General features: G+C 67.4%; 11 protein-coding genes. 6 read left to right on the top strand and 5 right to left on the bottom strand.

What is annotated here, in order from left to right:
* Positions 1-68 precede the first annotated feature (68 nt).
* The 3 genes from ACWGQ2_RS15825 to ACWGQ2_RS15815 form a co-directional block, all read right to left on the bottom strand.
* On the bottom strand, positions 69-1,232 hold the full coding sequence (locus ACWGQ2_RS15825) for an IS30 family transposase (protein WP_452019112.1): 1,164 nt from the start codon (positions 1,230-1,232) through the stop codon (positions 69-71).
* Between the two features lie 407 nt (positions 1,233-1,639).
* A complete protein-coding gene (locus ACWGQ2_RS15820) occupies positions 1,640-1,978 on the bottom strand; it encodes a P-II family nitrogen regulator (RefSeq protein WP_055240813.1) in 339 nt (112 codons plus the stop codon).
* On the bottom strand, positions 1,975-3,267 hold the full coding sequence (locus ACWGQ2_RS15815) for an ammonium transporter (protein ID WP_452018955.1): 1,293 nt from the start codon (positions 3,265-3,267) through the stop codon (positions 1,975-1,977). The genes ACWGQ2_RS15820 and ACWGQ2_RS15815 overlap by 4 nt, the downstream gene beginning before the upstream one ends.
* Positions 3,268-3,518: 251 nt before the next feature.
* Between ACWGQ2_RS15815 and ACWGQ2_RS15810 the strand changes: the two genes are divergently transcribed.
* Positions 3,519-5,225, top strand: a complete 1,707-nt coding sequence (locus tag ACWGQ2_RS15810) for a hypothetical protein (RefSeq protein WP_452018953.1) — start codon at positions 3,519-3,521, stop codon at positions 5,223-5,225.
* Positions 5,226-5,312: 87 nt separating this feature from the next.
* Here the strand turns inward: ACWGQ2_RS15810 and ftsY are convergent, their stop codons facing one another.
* Positions 5,313-6,515: a signal recognition particle-docking protein FtsY gene (ftsY, locus tag ACWGQ2_RS15805; RefSeq protein ID WP_452018951.1), complete on the bottom strand. Its 1,203-nt coding sequence runs from the start codon at positions 6,513-6,515 to the stop codon at positions 5,313-5,315.
* Between the two features lie 109 nt (positions 6,516-6,624).
* Between ftsY and ACWGQ2_RS15800 the strand changes: the two genes are divergently transcribed.
* Together ACWGQ2_RS15800 and ACWGQ2_RS15795 are read left to right on the top strand one after the other, a co-directional pair.
* Complete coding sequence (locus ACWGQ2_RS15800; protein ID WP_452018949.1) at positions 6,625-7,863, top strand: MFS transporter; 1,239 nt, start codon at positions 6,625-6,627, stop codon at positions 7,861-7,863.
* Positions 7,860-8,591, top strand: a complete 732-nt coding sequence (locus ACWGQ2_RS15795; RefSeq protein ID WP_452018947.1) for a glutamine amidotransferase — start codon at positions 7,860-7,862, stop codon at positions 8,589-8,591. Before ACWGQ2_RS15800 ends, ACWGQ2_RS15795 begins: the two co-directional genes overlap by 4 nt.
* Here the strand turns inward: ACWGQ2_RS15795 and smc are convergent.
* Positions 8,588-12,196 (bottom strand): chromosome segregation protein SMC, encoded by a 3,609-nt coding sequence (smc, locus tag ACWGQ2_RS15790; RefSeq protein ID WP_452018945.1) that lies wholly within the window; start codon positions 12,194-12,196, stop codon positions 8,588-8,590. The genes ACWGQ2_RS15795 and smc overlap by 4 nt on opposite strands.
* A 212-nt stretch (positions 12,197-12,408) precedes the next feature.
* Here smc and ACWGQ2_RS15785 point away from each other — a divergent pair, with 212 nt between their 5' ends.
* The 3 genes from ACWGQ2_RS15785 to ACWGQ2_RS15775 are packed head-to-tail and all read left to right on the top strand — an operon-like array spanning position 12,409 to position 17,032.
* Complete coding sequence (locus tag ACWGQ2_RS15785; protein ID WP_452018943.1) at positions 12,409-13,434, top strand: 3-oxoacyl-ACP synthase III; 1,026 nt, start codon at positions 12,409-12,411, stop codon at positions 13,432-13,434.
* On the top strand, positions 13,428-16,049 hold the full coding sequence (locus ACWGQ2_RS15780; protein ID WP_452018941.1) for an alpha/beta fold hydrolase: 2,622 nt from the start codon (positions 13,428-13,430) through the stop codon (positions 16,047-16,049). Before ACWGQ2_RS15785 ends, ACWGQ2_RS15780 begins: the two co-directional genes overlap by 7 nt.
* Complete coding sequence (locus ACWGQ2_RS15775) at positions 16,046-17,032, top strand: NAD-dependent epimerase/dehydratase family protein (RefSeq protein WP_452018939.1); 987 nt, start codon at positions 16,046-16,048, stop codon at positions 17,030-17,032. The genes ACWGQ2_RS15780 and ACWGQ2_RS15775 overlap by 4 nt, the downstream gene beginning before the upstream one ends.
* Positions 17,033-17,034 lie beyond the last annotated feature (2 nt).

Here is a 17,034-nt window from a genome sequence, read left to right as displayed (position 1 = left end):
CACCGAGATGGCAGAAACTGCCCGTTTGAGCGGGCGGTTTCTAGGGGTCGTTGCAACACGAGGTGTTGTTAGGTCTTTAGCAGTAGATCACGTAAGCGCTCGGCTGGGCTGTCCCAGTCGAGCGTTTTGCGTGGGCGTCCGTTGAGTTTCTGGGCAATGAATTCCAGGTCTTCGGGTGAGTGGACGGAGAGATCGGTTCCTTTGGGGAAGTACTGCCTGAGCAGCCCGTTGGTGTTTTCGTTCGATCCGCGCTGCCAGGGGCTGGCCGGGTCGCAGAAATAGACCGGCATTCCGGTGGCCATGGTGAAAGACCGGTGCCGGGCCATTTCCACGCCCTGGTCCCAGGTCAGTGACCCGCGCAGGTGAGCCGGGAGGGTGCTCACGGCCTTGACCAGCCCGTCTCTGACCGTTTCGGCACTGTGGTCTCCGGGCAGGTGGATCAGCATCACGTACCGGGTGCTGCGTTCGACCAGAGTGCCGATCGCGGAACGGTTGTGCGCACCGGTAATCAGGTCCCCTTCCCAGTGACCGGGCACGGCCCGGTCTTCGACCTCTGCCGGACGTTCGGAAATCATCAGGGCCCCGTCGCTGAACCGGGGCCGGCGCTTGTCCTGTTCACGGTGGTTGACCCTGCGGGCCCGCCCGGTGCGCAGCGCGGTCTGGACCTCACGTTTGAGTCCGCCGCGGGCCTGGAAATAAAGACTTTGGTAGATCGTTTCGGCGCTCACACGCATCTCCTGGTCATCGGGAAAGTCTGTGACCAGCTTCTTCGATATCTGCTCCGGAGACCATTCCACTGCCAGGCCGGCCTGAACATACTCGCGCAGCCGGCCCGGGCCGGCGAGTTTCGCCTGTTTCGGACGAAGCCTGCGCACGGCAGCGAGCCGGTGCGCCGTAAAGGGCAGGTATCCCAGGTCCCCGGCGGTGTTCCGGGCCAGTTCCCGGCTGATCGTCGAAGCGGGTCTGCCCAGTGCCCTGCCGATACTGCGCACGGATTCACCGGCACGGCGCAGGTCCTGGATTTGTTCCCGCTCGGTCAGGGACAGGCACCGGCCGTTGCCGGGATGTGAGGGCAGTTCGGATCGAAGGTCCACCGCATCGTTGTATCCGGCTCCCGCCTGGCCGGCACGGAAGCGGGCCCCTGCCCGGGACCGTGTCAGCCAGCGCCGCGCCCGCTCAGGCTCAACGCCTATCTTCCGGGCAGCCTCGCTGAGCGATGTTCCCTGCTGCAGGAGGGAGAAAAACTCTTGCTGCCTCGGATGCGGTTTCCGCCCCGGTTTGCCCTGGCCGCGGATTCCGGCCTGCCGGACCCAGCCGGCGCAGGTGCTCCGGCCGAGTCCAAGTTCCCGGGCCGCAGCGCTCACATCACCGCCCAAACGATCAAAGACCTCGAAGAACGCGGCTCTCCGCGCCGCACTATTCCGCGGTCGGGACTGGTTTCCTGGTGAAACAGACACGGTCGTTGCAACTCCCAAAATGGGTGGGTGTTGCAACGACCGCTAAAACCCGCCGCGCTCAAAAGGGCAGTTTCTGCCATCTCGACGCACAAAGCCGCCCGGCCGGGATCCCTTATCAGGTGATGTCCGGCCGGGCGGCTTGTCAGGAGATGCCCTTGGGTTCTGTCGTTTTTCCTTGCCGGCTAGAGCGCCGAGTCGCCCCGCTCGCCCGTCCGGACGCGCAGTGCCTCCTCCACGTTCGTCACCCAGACCTTGCCGTCTCCGGCGCGGCCGGTGTTGGCGGTGGAGACCAGCACATCGACGATGTCGCTGACCCACTCGTTGGCGGCGAGGACCTCTACCCGCAGCTTGGGCAGCAGGTCCACGGTGTACTCAGCGCCGCGGTAGACCTCGGTGTGGCCGCGCTGGCGGCCGTAGCCGCTGGCCTGGCTGACCGTGAGTCCCTGGACTCCGTAGCTTTCCAGGGCGCCGCGGATGGCGTCGAACTTTTCCGGCCGGACAATTGCGGTTACGAGTTTCATGAGTTGACGCTCTCCTTGACGGGGGTGGTGTGCTCAGCGGCCGGGCGGAAGGAACCGCCGACGCCGATGCCGCCCAGTTCGTACGCGGTCTCAGCGTGCTCGCTGAGGTCCACGCCGTTGATTTCCTGTTCCTCGGTGACCCGGAAGCCCATGGTCTTGTGGATGGCCAGGCCGATGATGAGAGTCATGACTGCGGAGAAGACAATCGCTACGACAGTTGCCACGATCTGCGCGCCCAGCTGGGCAAAACCGCCGCCGTAGAAGAGGCCGCCGCCTTCGCCGTCGACCGGCAGAGCGATGAAGCCGATTGCCACGGTGCCGACCAGGCCGGCCACCAGGTGGACGCCGACGACGTCGAGTGAATCGTCATAGCCGAGCTTGTACTTCAGGCCCACGGCCAGGGCTGCCAGGATGCCGGAGATCAGGCCCAGGCCGAGGGCAGCCACCGGGGAGACGCTGGCGCAGGCCGGGGTGATGGCCACCAGGCCGGCGACGATGCCCGAGGCTGCGCCCAGGGAGGTGGGGCGGCCGTCGCGAATGCGTTCGGTGATCAGCCAGCCGACCATGGCGGCTGCGGGAGCGGCGAGGGTGTTGACCCAGATCAGGCCTGCTTCTTCGGCAGTACCTGCAGCGCCGCCGTTGAAGCCGAACCAGCCGAACCAGAGCATTGCTGCGCCGAGCATAACGAAGGGGATGTTGTGCGGGCGGTGGCTCGGGTCGGAACCGAAACCGCGGCGCTTGCCGATGATCAGGGCCAGCACCAGGGCTGCCACACCTGCGTTGATGTGGACCACGGTGCCGCCGGCGAAGTCAATGGCTTCTCCGACAACGGAGCCGATCGCGCCTTCCTCGCCGAGCAGGCCGCCGCCCCAGACCATAAAGGCCAGCGGGCAGTAGACCAGGGTGACCCAGACGGGAACGAACACGGCCCAGGCGCCGAACTTGGCGCGGTCTGCGATGGCGCCGCTGATCAGCGCTACTGTAATGATCGCGAAGGTGGCTCCGAAGCCGGCGCTGATCATGTCTTCGGTGCCGATCAGGCCTTCGAGGCCGAAGGCTGCGAAGGGGCTGGCGAAGAGTCCGGCAATGCCGTCCCCGCCCGTCATGGAGTAGCCCCAGAGGACCCAGACCACACCGACGAGCCCGATTGATACGAAGCTCATCATCATCATGTTCAGGGCTGCCTTTGCCCTGGTCATGCCGCCGTAAAAGAATGCCAGGCCGGGGGTCATAAGCAGCACCAGTGCCGCCGATACCATCACCCAGACGTGACCTGCTGACAGATCCATCTTTATGTCCTTCCACGCTTAGCGGGCATCTCCCGCGCTACGAAGAACATTGCCGGGGGGAAGTTTCGGTATTCGGCCGGGGGTATTGCCGGGATATTACAAACTTCCGTGCTGGGTAAAAGTGCAGTGTCGGATGCGTTTCCGGCACGTTACCGGCGGCCGGGAACCCGCCGTGAGTGTTGCCAGAAGGGTTGCCGCGGCCCGGCTAGGATGTTCGGGAGTCTCGTATATCTCTGAAGGAATAATCCCTTATGCCTGAAAACATGCCCGGACCGGACCCGCACGCCGCGTCGCAGGAACCGGACAGCCGCCGCAAGGCCCGTACTGAGTCCCCCAAAAAACGCAACCGGTGGATCGCCGGAGGTGCCGCTGCTGCCCTGGTTCTCGCGGCCGGTGCCGCGCTTCCGCTTGTCCTGAACAACGACGGCGACGGGGAACCTGCCGGTGCCGCCGTCGAAACCGTGGAGGCAACACAGCAGCCGCTTCCTCCGGCCCCGGAATTCACCTACTACAACCAGGCAGGTCCTCCCGAAGGGTCCCCGCTCAACGCAGTTGAACCGCTGGCACTGGCTGTGGAGGGAACCGGCCTGGGTACCCGGCTCACGGAAGGCGTTGTTGGTCTTTCGCTTGAGGCCACCGATCTCGCGGACCCTGCTCTGTCCGGGGACAACCCTGAGATGGTCCAGACTCTTTCCGGGCTGGGCAAGCCGATGCTGCGCTTCGGCGGCAACGCCGTGGACCGCCGTTTCTTCTGGACTTCTTCCGGTGAACCGCTCCCCGGAAACCTCAAGGGAGACAAAGCCCACCCCGTGCGGGCGGTTACCCCTGCGGACCTGGAACGGGTCGCTACCCTGCTCGACGCCGTCGACGCGACCATCAACCTCACGGTTGACCTGGGCCACTATGACCCGGAGCGCGCTGCCGACATGGCAGGGCATGCCTCCCGCATTTTCGGGGACCGGCTGGTAGGCATCACGGTAGGCAACGAGCCCAACGGCTACCCCAACAACGGGGTACGGGATCCGGACTGGACCGCGGACGACTACCTGGTAGAGCTCAAGGCTTATGCCGATGCCATCTACGCAGCGGCCCCAGAGGTGAAGATCATCGGCCCCGGCGTTTACACCCAGTCCTGGTGGAAGCCGTTCACCGAAGTGGATCTTCCGCAGGAGCGGATCTTCTCCTTCCACCACTACCCGCTCTCCGTCTGTGACGGTGCAGCCGATCCATTCGGTGAGCCCACGCTGGCCAACCTGATGGCCCAGCGCATCCATGATCACGGCAACGGTTACCGTGAAGCCGCGCTTGAACCCGCGAATGCGGCGGGACTTGAAACCTGGATCACCGAGGCGGGCATTTCAGCGTGCCCCGGTTCAAACGAAACCACCAAAACCCATGCCTCGGCGCTGTGGGCCGCGGACTACGCACTGGGCGGCGCGGAACTGGGCGTCACACGCATGAGCTTCCATTCCTCCCTCATCACCTGCACGGGCGGTCCGCCCATGTCCGCGATCTGCACGGGCGGCGAATACCTGCAGCCCAACGGTGAAGTGGACGAACGGGCGAACTTCTTTGGTCTGTCGATGGTCGCCGAGATGGAACCCGGGGAATTCCTGGAATCAACCGAAGAAGGCGGCGGCCTGAGCCATTCCTATGCTGTGCGGCATGAGGATGGAAGTGTCAGCGTCATCATTATTAATGCCAACGACCCGGAGACGGACGCCCAGATGGAGGTGACGCTCCAGCTGCCCGGCCGTCCCCTTACGGCCGCGATGTCCCAGATGACCGGGCCTTCGTATGCGTCCGAGGACGGAACCCTGATTGACGGCCAGCGTGCCGAGCCGGGTCCCGTAGCCGAGCGGCTGACCCTGCCCGGCTTCGAGTACGGTTCGCCCACGCAGACCTTCTCGCTGACAGCCGGAACCATCACTGTCCTGAACTTCCAGCTTCAGCCGTAGCACCCGGCACGCCAGCCGGGAAAGCGTTCATGGAAAAGGGCTCCCGCACCTTCCGGTGCGGGAGCCCTTTTGGGTTCAGCAGGTTGTTCAGGACAGGAGCGCGTCCACGAATCCTTCGGCGTCGAACGGCGCCAGGTCATCCGGTCCTTCACCAAGTCCCACCAGCTTCACCGGCACACCGAGGGTGCGCTGGATGGCGACGACGATCCCGCCCTTGGCGGTTCCGTCCAGCTTGGTGAGAACAATGCCGGTGATGTTCACAACCTCGGCGAAGACCTTCGCCTGAGTGAGGCCGTTCTGCCCGGTAGTGGCGTCCAGGACCAGCAGCACCTCGTCAACCTCGGCCTGCTTTTCAATAACGCGCTTGACCTTGCCCAGCTCGTCCATCAGACCGACCTTGTTCTGCAGGCGGCCGGCGGTGTCGATGAGCACGGTGTCCACTTCGCCGTCGATGCCGGCTTTCACGGCTTCGAAGGCAACTGACGCCGGGTCTGCGCCGTCAACCTCGGAGCGCACGGTGGGCACGCCCACACGCTGGCCCCAGGTGGCGAGCTGCTCGGCAGCGGCGGCACGGAACGTATCCGCTGCTCCGAGGAGAACGTCCTTGTCCTCGGCCACCAGCACACGGGCCAGCTTGCCGACGGTAGTGGTTTTGCCCACGCCGTTCACGCCGACGACCATCACGACGGCGGGCGCCTCAGCGTGCCGGTCCACGGCCAGCGAGCGGTCCATGGTGGGATCCACCAGCTTGATCAGTTCCTCGCGCAGCATGGCGTGGACTTCCTGCGGGTCGCGGCTGCCGGAGATACGGACCCGCTCGCGCAGCGCGTCGACCAGTTCGGTGGTCGGTTCGGTACCGAGGTCTGCCAGCAGCAGGGTTTCCTCGATCTCGTCCCAGACGTCCTCGTCGATCTTGTCGCTGGAGAGCAGCGTCAGCAGCGCCTTGCCCAGTGCGTTGTTGGACTTGGCCAGCCGGGCCCGCAGCCGCGCCAGACGGCCCTGGACCGGTTCCGGTGTCTCCAGCGCCGGAGCTTCGGGCTCAGCGGGAGCTTCTTCCAGGCCCCGCAGGTCGTCCGGGACGGTGAGCGTGGAATCGGCCTCCGGCTCAGCAGTACCGGGACGGTCCAGGACGGAGGTGGCTCCGCTGCCGCCGGGCTGGTCGTCTGCGTCGCGCTTCGTGGGGTACATCCCCTTGGGGGTGCGGCGCGTGCGGACCAGCAGGGCTGCCAGCGAACCGACAACAGCCAGCCCAATGACCACATAGATCACAATTGAAAGAGTCTCATTCACGCTTTCCAGCATGTCATACGGGCCGCCCGCAGGCACCCATGGACGGCTGCGTGCGGCTCCTGCCGCGCCGGGACGCAAACCCTCCGCAATCTGCAAGAATCAAAACATCATGGCGAGTTCACCCCGGATTCCGATCCCCCGCGAAATCAAAGTCCTTATTGCCGCAGCGTTCCTGATTGCCCTTGGCTTTGGCCTGGTGGCGCCGGTGCTGCCGCAGTTCGCCCAGAGTTTCAACGTTGGCGTAGCTGCCTCCTCCGTTGTGGTCAGCGCGTTCGCCTTCACCCGGCTGATCTTCGCTCCTGCCGGCGGCGCACTGCTGGAGAAACTCGGCGAGCGCCCGGTCTACGTGATGGGGCTGCTGATCGTGGCGCTCTCCACCGCGGCGTGTGCGTTCGCCGGCAGCTACTGGCAGCTGCTGGTCTTCCGCGGGCTGGGCGGCATTGGATCGACCATGTTCACCATTTCCGCCATGGCCCTGATCATCCGGCTGGCTCCGCCTGCCATCCGGGGCCGCATCTCCGGCGCCTATGCCTCGTCCTTCCTGCTGGGCAACATCGGCGGACCTCTGCTCGGCGGGCTGCTGGCCGGGTTTGGCCTGCGGGTTCCCTTCCTGGTCTACGCCGCAGCCCTGCTGGTGGCCGCCGTCGTCGTCGCGTACCTGCTGCGCGAGGCCCGCGGCAACACAGCCGCGAAGGAAAAACCGGCAGAGCGGGTGCACCTCACTGTCCGGGAGGCACTCTCCGACTCTGCCTACCGCGCGGCCATGGTCTCCTCCTTCGCCAACGGCTGGTCCTCCTTCGGTGTCCGCAACTCCCTGCTGCCGCTCTTCGCCGCGGCGGTCCTCTCCGCGGGGCCGGAGATCGCCGGCATCTCGCTGACCGCGTTCGCGGCCGGCACGGCGCTGGCGCTGACCTTCTCCGGGCGGCTGGCAGATTCGTGGGGGCGCAAACCGCTGGTCATCACCGGCCTGGCGATAAACGGTGCAGCCACCGCGGCCATCGGCTTCTCCGGGTCGGTCGCCATGTTCCTGGTGGTCTCCGCCATTGCCGGCATGGGTACGGGCCTGCTCAATCCTGCGCAGCAGGCTGCGGTGGCCGACGTCGTTGGTTCCGAACGCAGCGGCGGGAAGGTCCTTGCCGCATTCCAGATGTCCGCTGACACCGGGGCGATCATCGGTCCCATCCTGGCCGGTGTGCTGGCTGACACGCTTGGCTACACCTGGGCCTTCGCCGTCACCGGAGCGACCGCCCTGCTGGCCCTGCTGATTTGGCTCGCCGCCCGGGAAACACTGGCACCGGAGCAGCGGGTGGCCAGGATGCGCTCCAGCCGCACTACCATCGAGGAATGAAGCCCTTCCTGCTCCTGGCCACCCGCGCCGAAGACGGCGCCGCCGAGGAGGAGTACGAGTCCTACCTGCACTTCGGGGACCTGGCACCGAACCAGCTCCACCGGGTGCGCATGGAGGCGGCTCCCCTGCCGGCCATAGAACTCGCCGACTACAGCGGGATTATCGTCGGTGGCAGTCCGTTCAACTCCTCCGACCCGGAAGACAGTAAATCCGCGCTGCAGCTGCGGGTTGAAAAGGAACTTGGCTCCCTGCTGGACACCGTTGTGGCGGAGGACTTTCCGTTCCTGGGTGCCTGCTACGGAGTGGGAACGCTGGGCCGTCACCAGGGCGCCGTCGTCGACCGCACCTACGGGGAGGCAATTGGCGCCGTACCGGTCACCCTCACCGCCGAGGGGCGCCGGGATCCCCTGCTGGAGGGACTGCCTGATACCTTCGATGCGTTCGTGGGCCATAAGGAAGCCGTCTTCACGCTGCCGCCCCATGCCGTGAATCTGGCAGGCTCCCCCACCTGCCCGGTGCAGATGTTCCGGGTGCGGCAGAACCTCTATGCCACCCAGTTCCATCCCGAGCTCGACGTCGCCGGGCTGCTGACCCGAATCTCGGTCTACCGCAACGCCGGCTATTTCCCTCCGGAAGAGGCTGAGGCGGTCATGGACTCCGTGCGGCCTGCGAGAGTCACTGCCCCACCGCTGATCCTGCGGAACTTCACCGCCCGCTACGCCCGCTAGCTGCCAGCAGCCCGCGCGCCGGCCAGCCGCTGGCTGATCACTGCCGAGACGCCGTCGCCGCGCATTGACACCCCGTACAGGGCGTCGGCCACTTCCATGGTTCGCTTCTGGTGGGTAATCACAATGAGCTGGCTGGATTCGCGCAGCTCCTCGAAGATGGTGATCAGCCTGCCCAGGTTGGTGTCATCCAGGGCTGCTTCGACTTCGTCCATGACGTAAAAGGGCGAGGGGCGGGCCTTGAAGATGGCCACCAGCAGCGCGACGGCGGTCAGGGAACGTTCTCCGCCGGAGAGCAGGGAGAGCCGCTTGATCTTCTTGCCTGCGGGACGGGCTTCCACCTCGATGCCCGTGGTCAGCATGTCCTGCGGGTCGGTGAGGACCAGCCGCCCCTCCCCGCCCGGGAAGAGCCGGCCAAAAACCCTCTCGAACTGCGCCGCGGTGTCATGGAAGGCTGCTGTGAAGACCTCCTCAACCCGCTGGTCCACTTCCCGGATGATGTCCAGCAGGTCCTTGCGGGTGGCTTTAAGGTCCTCCAGCTGGGTGCTGAGGAAGGAGTGCCGTTCTTCCAGGGCAGCGAACTCCTCCAGTGCCAGCGGATTCACTTTGCCCAGGGCGGAGAGGTCGCGCTGGGCCCGCTTGAGGCGCTTTTCCTGCTCGGCGCGGTTGTAGGGAATGCCCTCGGTGACCGGGTTGCCGTCCTCATCCACCGGAACGTGGAGGGCAGCCCATTTGCCGGCACCTTCACCGGTCTCGGCAGGGACGGGCACCAGCTGGTCCGGCCCGTACTCGGCCACAAGGTTGTCTGCCGTGATGCCAAGTTCCTCCACCGCACGCGTTTCAAGCGCCTCAATGCGCAGCCGCTTCTCGGCCCGCAGGAGCTCGTCACGGTGCACGGAGTCGGTGAGTTTGGCCAGCTCTGCCACAGCCTCGGCGTTCGCCGCCCGCACGGTGGTGAGCTCGGCCTCGAACTCCGCACGGACGGCTTCTGCCTGGTCCCGCTCGGTGGCCGCAGCCTCCAGCGAGACTTCCGCCCAGCGTCCGGCCTGCATGGCGGCTTTGGCCACGGACTGCGCACGGGCAGCCTGGGCGGCACGCACCCGGGCGCGTTCGGCGGCTGCGGCCCGCGCCCGCCGCTCGGCTGCCGCCGCCCGTTCCAGGGATTCCGCCCGTCCGGACACGGCGGCCAGCTGTTCCTGGGCAGAGCGCAGCGAGAGCCGGGCGTCCATTTCCGCCTGCCGGGCCTGGGCTGCAGCGATGGCCAGGGCATCGCGCCGGTCGGTGGCGGGTTCAGCCGTTTCCCCGGGGTGTTCCTGGGCGGCGGTGAGCCGCTGCACGGCCTCAGCCAGCTTCTGCTGTTCCGCGGCCAGGTTGGCTTCCGCGGTGTCAGCAAGCCGGGTTAGGCGCTCAGCCTCTCCAGCTGCGGAACGCAGGGCAGAGTTCAGTGCTCCCAGCCGTTCCCCAACGGCAGCCAGCCGGGCGTCGGATTCGTGCAGCACGGCGAGTGCAGCCTCAGCCCGCTGGCGGGCGGCGTCGCGCTCCGTCTTCGCCGCGGCGATCGCAAACCTCGCCCGTTCGGCACGGGCAGCAGCTTCGTCCAACCGGTTCTGGGTTTCCTCGACGGCGGCCTGGACTTCGATCAGCCCGGGAGCGGAACTGGAACCGCCGGCGGCAGTAAAGGCAGTGAGCACATCGCCGTCGGCGGTGACGGCTGTCAGCCCGGGGTTCTCGGCCAGCAAAACCGCGGCCTGTTTCAGGGATTCCACAACGACGGCGGCACGCAGCAGGGCGCGCACGGCAGGCGCGGCGTCCGGGGCAGCCTCCACCAGGTCAGCCGCATAGACGCAGCCCCCAGGGAGTGCGGCCCGGTTCGCGGACGTTTCTGCGGTCCCGGGCGCCGCAGCCAGCACAAGACTCACCTGGCCCATGCCGGAGTCCTTGAGGACCGTGAGGGCCTGTACTGCGCTGGAAGTGTCCCGGACAGCCAGAGCCTCCGCAGCAGGGCCCAGGACTGCGCTGACCGCGCGTTCATACCCCGGAGCCACAGTGAGCAGGTCAGCAAGGGGCGAGAGCACACCGTCCAGGCCGGCATCGAGCAGCGCCCTGGATCCGTCCCGCCGGTCCAGGCCCACGGCAAGCGCGTCCCGCCGTGCCGTCAGCGTCTCACGGTCCCGGACGGCCTGGCGTTCCTCTTCCACGAGATCCGCCAGCCGGGCCTCGGCGGCGTCCAGCGCCTCAGTCGCTTCCTCATACTCGGCGTCCAGGCCTTCTTCCCCGGATTCCGCGCCGGCCGCTTCCTGTTCCAGGGCCGCAAAGTCTGTTTCCGCGGTGCGGCGGCGTTCCTCAGCCTGGGCGATAGAGGCGCGCAGCCTGCCCAGTTCGGCCTCGGCGGCTTCCACCCGGGATCGTGCAGCGGAAACGGAACCGGAGAGCCGGGCCATGCCCTCCCTGCGGTCGGCTGCAGCGCGCAGCAGCGCCGCCAGGCGCCGCTCTTCGGCGGCGGCTTCCTCTTCCGCGGCAGACCGGATCTCCACGGCGTCTTCGAGCATGCCCTCCCGTTCAGCGGCGTCTGCGGCCAGCTGTTCGGCTTCGGCGCGCACCCGCTCTGCCTGGGCCTGGAGTTTCTCCGGGTCCCGCCCGGGGTCAGCCGCAGGCTCCGCTGAGCCCAGCAGCCGACGCCGTTCCTCGGCGAGCGCTGCCAGGGACCGCAGGCGCTCCCGGGCGGAGGACAGCGCATACCAGGCGTCCCGGGCAGCATTTACCCGCGGGGTGGCCTCAGCGGCAAGCCGTTCAAGTTCAGCGAGCCGCGCGCCCTGCGCGGCGGCTTCCTGTTCCACCTGGGCACGCCGCGTGCGCAGCGCGGCCTCGGCGGCGGTGTCCTCCTCGACTGCGGCGGCGAGTGTCACAATGTCATCGGCCAGCAGCCGGGCCCTTGCGTCCCGGACATCCAGCTGCACCTGCTTGGCCCGGCGGGCCACCGCGGCCTGTTTGCCCAGCGGCCCCAGCTGCCGGCGCAGTTCAGCGGTCAGGTCACTCAGCCGGGCCAGGTTGGCCTGCATCGCATCGAGTTTCCGCACGGTTTTCTCCCGGCGGCGGCGGTGCTTGAGGATTCCGGCTGCTTCCTCAATGAACCCCCGGCGGTCTTCCGGGGAGGCGTGCAGGACCTTGTCCAGCTGGCCCTGACCAACTATCACATGCATTTCCCGGCCCAGGCCGGAATCGGAGAGCAGTTCCTGGATGTCCAGCAGCCGGCAGGGTGCACCGTTGATGGCATATTCAGAGCCGCCGGCGCGGAACAGGGTCCGGGAGATGGTGACTTCGGAGTAGTCGATCGGCAGGGCGCCGTCGGAATTGTCGATGGTGAGGGAGACCTGTGCCCGGCCCAGCGGCGCCCGCCCGGAGGTACCGGCGAAGATCACATCTTCCATCTTTCCGCCGCGCAGGGTCTTGGCTCCCTGCTCCCCCATTACCCAGGCCAGGGCGTCCACCACATTGGACTTGCCTGAGCCGTTGGGACCGACGACGGCGGTCACTCCCGGCTCAAACTCGAAGGTGGTGGCCGACGCGAAGGACTTGAAGCCCCGCATCGTGAGGGTTTTTAAGTGCACTGGCCTCTGTCTCTCGTTTGTGGAACATTCCTTAAAGCCGGGTGGTACTCCACACTTAAGCGCAGTACTCGCAGAGCGTAATCCGGGATTTCGCGCGTTCCAGGCCTGGCAGGAAAGTAGGCTTCTTAGAGAATCATATGGTTCGACGGCGCCGTTACGGGTTGACCGGGCCCGGACCGCGATCTTTTTTGGCAGCAGACAAGGCAGGCATTTTGAGCGGGAACTTCAACTTCCACCACACCAACACCGCACTCCTGAGCGTCAAGAGCGTAGAAGCGCCCGTTGTTGTCAGTTCTCACGAGTTTGATGAACGGCTCTCGCCGTCACTGAAACGGCTGCGGTTATCCAAGGGCCTGCTCGAGCGTGTAGCCGGCGTCAGCGAGCGCCGATGGTGGGCGCCCGGTTCGACGTTCGAGGACGGCGCGATTGAGGCAGGAGCCAAGGCGATGGCCGAGGCCGGTGTCGAGCCGTCCCAGATCGGGCTGCTGATCAACACCTCCGTGACCCGGAAGAACCTGGAGCCCTCCGTTGCCGTGAAGATCCACCACAGCCTGGGCCTGCCCTCCTCTGCTCTGAACTTCGACCTCGCCAACGCCTGCCTCGGGTTCGTCAACGGGATCACCATGGCCTCGAACATGATCGAGTCCGGTCAGATCGACTACGCCCTGATCGTGGCCGGGGAAGACTCCCAGGGCGTGCAGGAAGCCACCTTCGGCCGCCTGAACCGCGAGGACTCGACCCGCCAGGACTACCTGCGTGAATTCGCCACCCTGACGCTGGGCAGCGGCGCCGCGGCCGCCGTGATCGGCAGGGCCGGGGACCACCCCGGCTCGCACCGCATCCTCGGCGGAGTCTCCCGGGCCGGCACCGAACACCACGAACTGTGTGTCGGCGGCGAGGGCGGCATGTACACCGATACCAAGGGTCTGCTTGAGGGCGGCCTGGATCTGGTGGTGACCGCCTGGCACGAGGCGCAGGAGAACGGCTGGGACTGGAAGGGCATGGACCGCTACGTCACCCACCAGGTCTCCAACTCCTACACCAACGCCATCATCAAGGCCGTGGACCTGGACAAGGAACGCGTTCCCATCACCTTCCCCCGGTGGGGCAACGTGGGTCCGGCGTCCCTGCCGATGACCCTGGCGCAGGAAGCCCGCACCCTGCATCCGGGAGACCGGGTGCTGTGCATGGGGGTCGGCTCCGGCCTGAACACCACCATGATGGAAATCGCGTGGTAGCTGAAGCCTGGCCCGGAGTTCCGGCCGCGTGGTCCCGCCATGTCCAGGTGCCCTCCACTGCCGCCGTCGACACCCCCGGCACCATCAACACGTGGCATCTCCTGGACAACGCCCCAGACCTCGCCGCCCGCGGCGTCGAACCTGCCGGAACGCTGCTGTGCGTCCATGGAAACCCCACCTGGTCCTATCTCTGGCGCTCCCTGGCAGCTGCCGGCAGCACGGCCGAGCGGCCCTGGCGGGTCATTGCCGTGGACCAGCTGGACATGGGCTATTCCGACCGCACCGGCACCTTCCGCAGGCTCGCTGACCGGATCACCGACCTCGGTGACCTGACGCGCGCCCTGAACCTCACCGGCCCGGTAGTAAGCGTGGGACATGACTGGGGCGGCATCATCTCCCTGGGCTGGGCTCTGGCCCACCGCAAGCAGCTCGCCGGCGTGGTACTGACCAACACCGCGGTGCACCCCGCCGGTTTCTCACTGCCCCCGGCGCTGAAGCTGGCACTGCACCCGGCCGTGCACGGCTGGGGCACCAAAAGCACCGACGCTTTCCTGCGCGTCACGCATTCACTGGCCCGTCCGGCGCTGCGCCCCGAGATTCGCCAGGCGTACGCCGAGCCCTACCGCACCGCGGCCCGCCGCACCGGCGTCGGCAATTTCGTTGCCGACATCCCCGCCGACGAGACCCATCCGAGCTACCGGACACTCACCCGGGTCGCGGAAGGCATCCGGGACCTGGACGTGCCAGTGCTGGCACTGTGGGGACCGAAGGACCCGGTGTTCTCCGACCGCTATCTCCGCGACCTGATCGGCCGCCTGCCGCAGGCCGACGTGCACCGCTTTGAGGGCGCCGGGCATCTGGTTGCCGAGGACAGGGACATCGCCTCTCCGGTCTTCGCCTGGCTGGAAGCCGCTGCTTCTCCCCGAGCCGGAAAGCCGGCAGCAAAGACGCAGCCGTCCGGTTTCCGCCCCATGCTGGCCGAACTGGATGAACGCAGCGAAGATGGGTCACCTGCCGTCGTGGACATGGCACCGGCCGCTTCCGGCAAAGCTCCCGCCGTGCTGTCCTGGGCGGAGCTGGGTACCAGGGTCAACGCCCTGGCAGCCGGCCTGGCCGGCATCGGAGTCCGCCCGGGCAGCCGGGTGAACCTGCTGGTACCGCCCGGCAGTGAACTGACCACCCTGATCTACGCCTGCCTGCGGCTTGGCGCAGTTGTGGTGGTAGCCGACGCCGGCCTGGGCGCTAAGGGCCTGAGCCGCGCCATCAAGGGCGCGGGACCGGACTTCATCGTTGGAATTGAACGCGGCCTCACCGGTGCGCGGCTCTTCGGCTGGCCGGGCACCCGGGTGCTCGCCGGCGAGGCATCCCCGTCCAGGCGCCGCCTGCTGGGCGTGGAACATACGGTGGCCGGGCTGACCGCAGCCGGTGCCGGACAGCCTGTTCCCGGCTGGGAGGTTGATCCCGACGCCGACGCCGCGGTGCTCTTCACCTCAGGGTCCACCGGTCCGGCCAAGGGCGCTGTTTACACGCACCGACGGCTCACCGCCATGCGGGACACCCTGCGGCAGACGTACAACCTCAAGGCAGGGTCATCCCTGGTGGCAGGTTTCGCACCGTTTGCGCTGCTGGGGCCCGCCCTGGGTGCGACGTCGGTAACGCCGGACATGGATGTCACGGCGCCGCGCACGCTGAGCGCCGCTGCCCTGGCCGACGCCGCAGCAGCGGTTGACGCCACCACTGTGTTCGCTTCCCCGGCCGCCCTGACCAACGTCCTCGCCACCGCCGGGAACCTCGACGCCGGCCAGCGCGCCGCACTGGGCAAAGTGGAACTGCTGCTCTCCGCCGGCGCTCCCATCCCGGAGGCACTGCTGACCCGCGTCCAGGACCTGGTTCCGGCCGCCGCGCTCCACACTCCCTACGGGATGACCGAGGCGCTGCCGGTAACGGACATCAGTCTGGAACAGATCCGCAAAGCCGGCACCGGCAACGGCGTCTGCGTTGGCACCGCCGTTGCCGGCGCCCGCGTGGCACTGGCACCGCTGTCCGCCGACGGCACGGCCGGCACCGAGGTTTCCGAAGCATCCGGGATCACCGGTGAAATCCTGGTCAGCGCACCTCATGTGAAGGACCGGTATGACCGGCTCTGGATCACCGAGCAGCACAGCAGTTCCCTGCCGGGCTGGCACCGGACCGGAGACGTTGGCCATTTCGACACCGACGGACGGCTCTGGGTCGAGGGCCGGCTGGGCCATGTGCTCACCACTGCTTCCGGCCCGGTAACCCCGGTAGCTGCCGAGCAGGCCGCCGAGTCGGTACCTGCTGTCCGGCTGGCCGCACTGGTAGGGGTCGGACCGGCCGGAACCCAGGTTCCCGTGGCCGTGGTGGAGACCGTTGACGGTGTCCGCCGCCCCGGCCCCGCCGAGGATTCACTGGCTGCCGAAGTACGCTCCGCCGTCGCGGAACGCTGCGGCCTGGACCTGGCCGCGGTGCTGGTGCTGCCGCAGATGCCTACGGACATCCGCCACAACTCCAAGATCGACCGCTCCGCGCTCGGTGCCTGGGCTGCACAGGTGCTTGCCGGGGGCCGGATCTCCGCACCGGGAGCACGCCGATGAGCCGCCGGACACTTGTCACCGGAGCCAGCGGGCTGCTTGGCGGCGCCGTCGCCGGCGTCCTCGCCGGCAAGGGGCATCGGGTACGCACCCTGCAGCGCCGTCCCTCCGCGGTTCCGGGACTGGAGTCCGTCTCGGGTTCCATCACGGACCGCGCCGCCGTGGACGCAGCCACGGCGGGAATGGACGCCGTGGTGCACCTCGCTGCCAAGGTGTCCTTCACCGGTGCGTGGTCCGAGTTCCAGGCCACGAACATCGACGGCACCCGCAACGTCCTGGACGCCGCACGGGCGGCCGGGGTGCGCGACGTCGTCTTTGTCTCCTCCCCCTCGGTGGCGCACTTCGGCGAGCCAATCGCCGGTGCCGGAGCAGGAACCGCGGACCCCGAGCGGGCACGCGGCCACTATGCCCGGTCCAAAGCGGCCGCGGAGCTGCTGGCCCTGGCTGAAGACTCCCCCGGTTTCCGCGTCGCTTCCATCCGGCCGCACATCGTCTGGGGGCCCGGGGACACGCAGCTGGTGGAACGGGTGATGGACCGGGCACGGTCCGGACGGCTTCCACTGCTCGACGGCGGCGCTGCCCTGATCGACACCACGTACCTGGACAACGCCGCAGCCGCCATTGCCCGGGCACTTGAGCGGATGGAACACGCCCGCGGCCAGGCACTGGTGGTCACCAACGGCCAGCCCCGCATGGTCCGGGAAATGATCAGCGGCATCTGCGCAGCCGCAGGCATTCCGTCTCCGTCCCTGAGTGTGCCTGGCTGGCTGGCCCGCGGCGCCGGCAGCGTCATTGAAAAGGCCTGGCTGGCCGCAGGGTCCCGGGGACTGGTGGAGGACGAGCCGCCCATGACCCGGTTCCTGGCCGAGCAGCTTTCCACGTCCCACTGGTTTGACCAGCGGCGCACCCGGCAGGTCCTGGACTGGGAGCCGGAGGTCTCCGTCGAGGAGGGCATGGCCCGGCTGGCCAAGCACTACGCCGCATAGGA

The sequence above is a fragment of the Arthrobacter sp. NPDC055585 genome (assembly GCF_053619115.1).
Note: the sequence above shows the minus strand (reverse complement) of the source record. Positions and strands in the feature narration are given on the sequence as shown.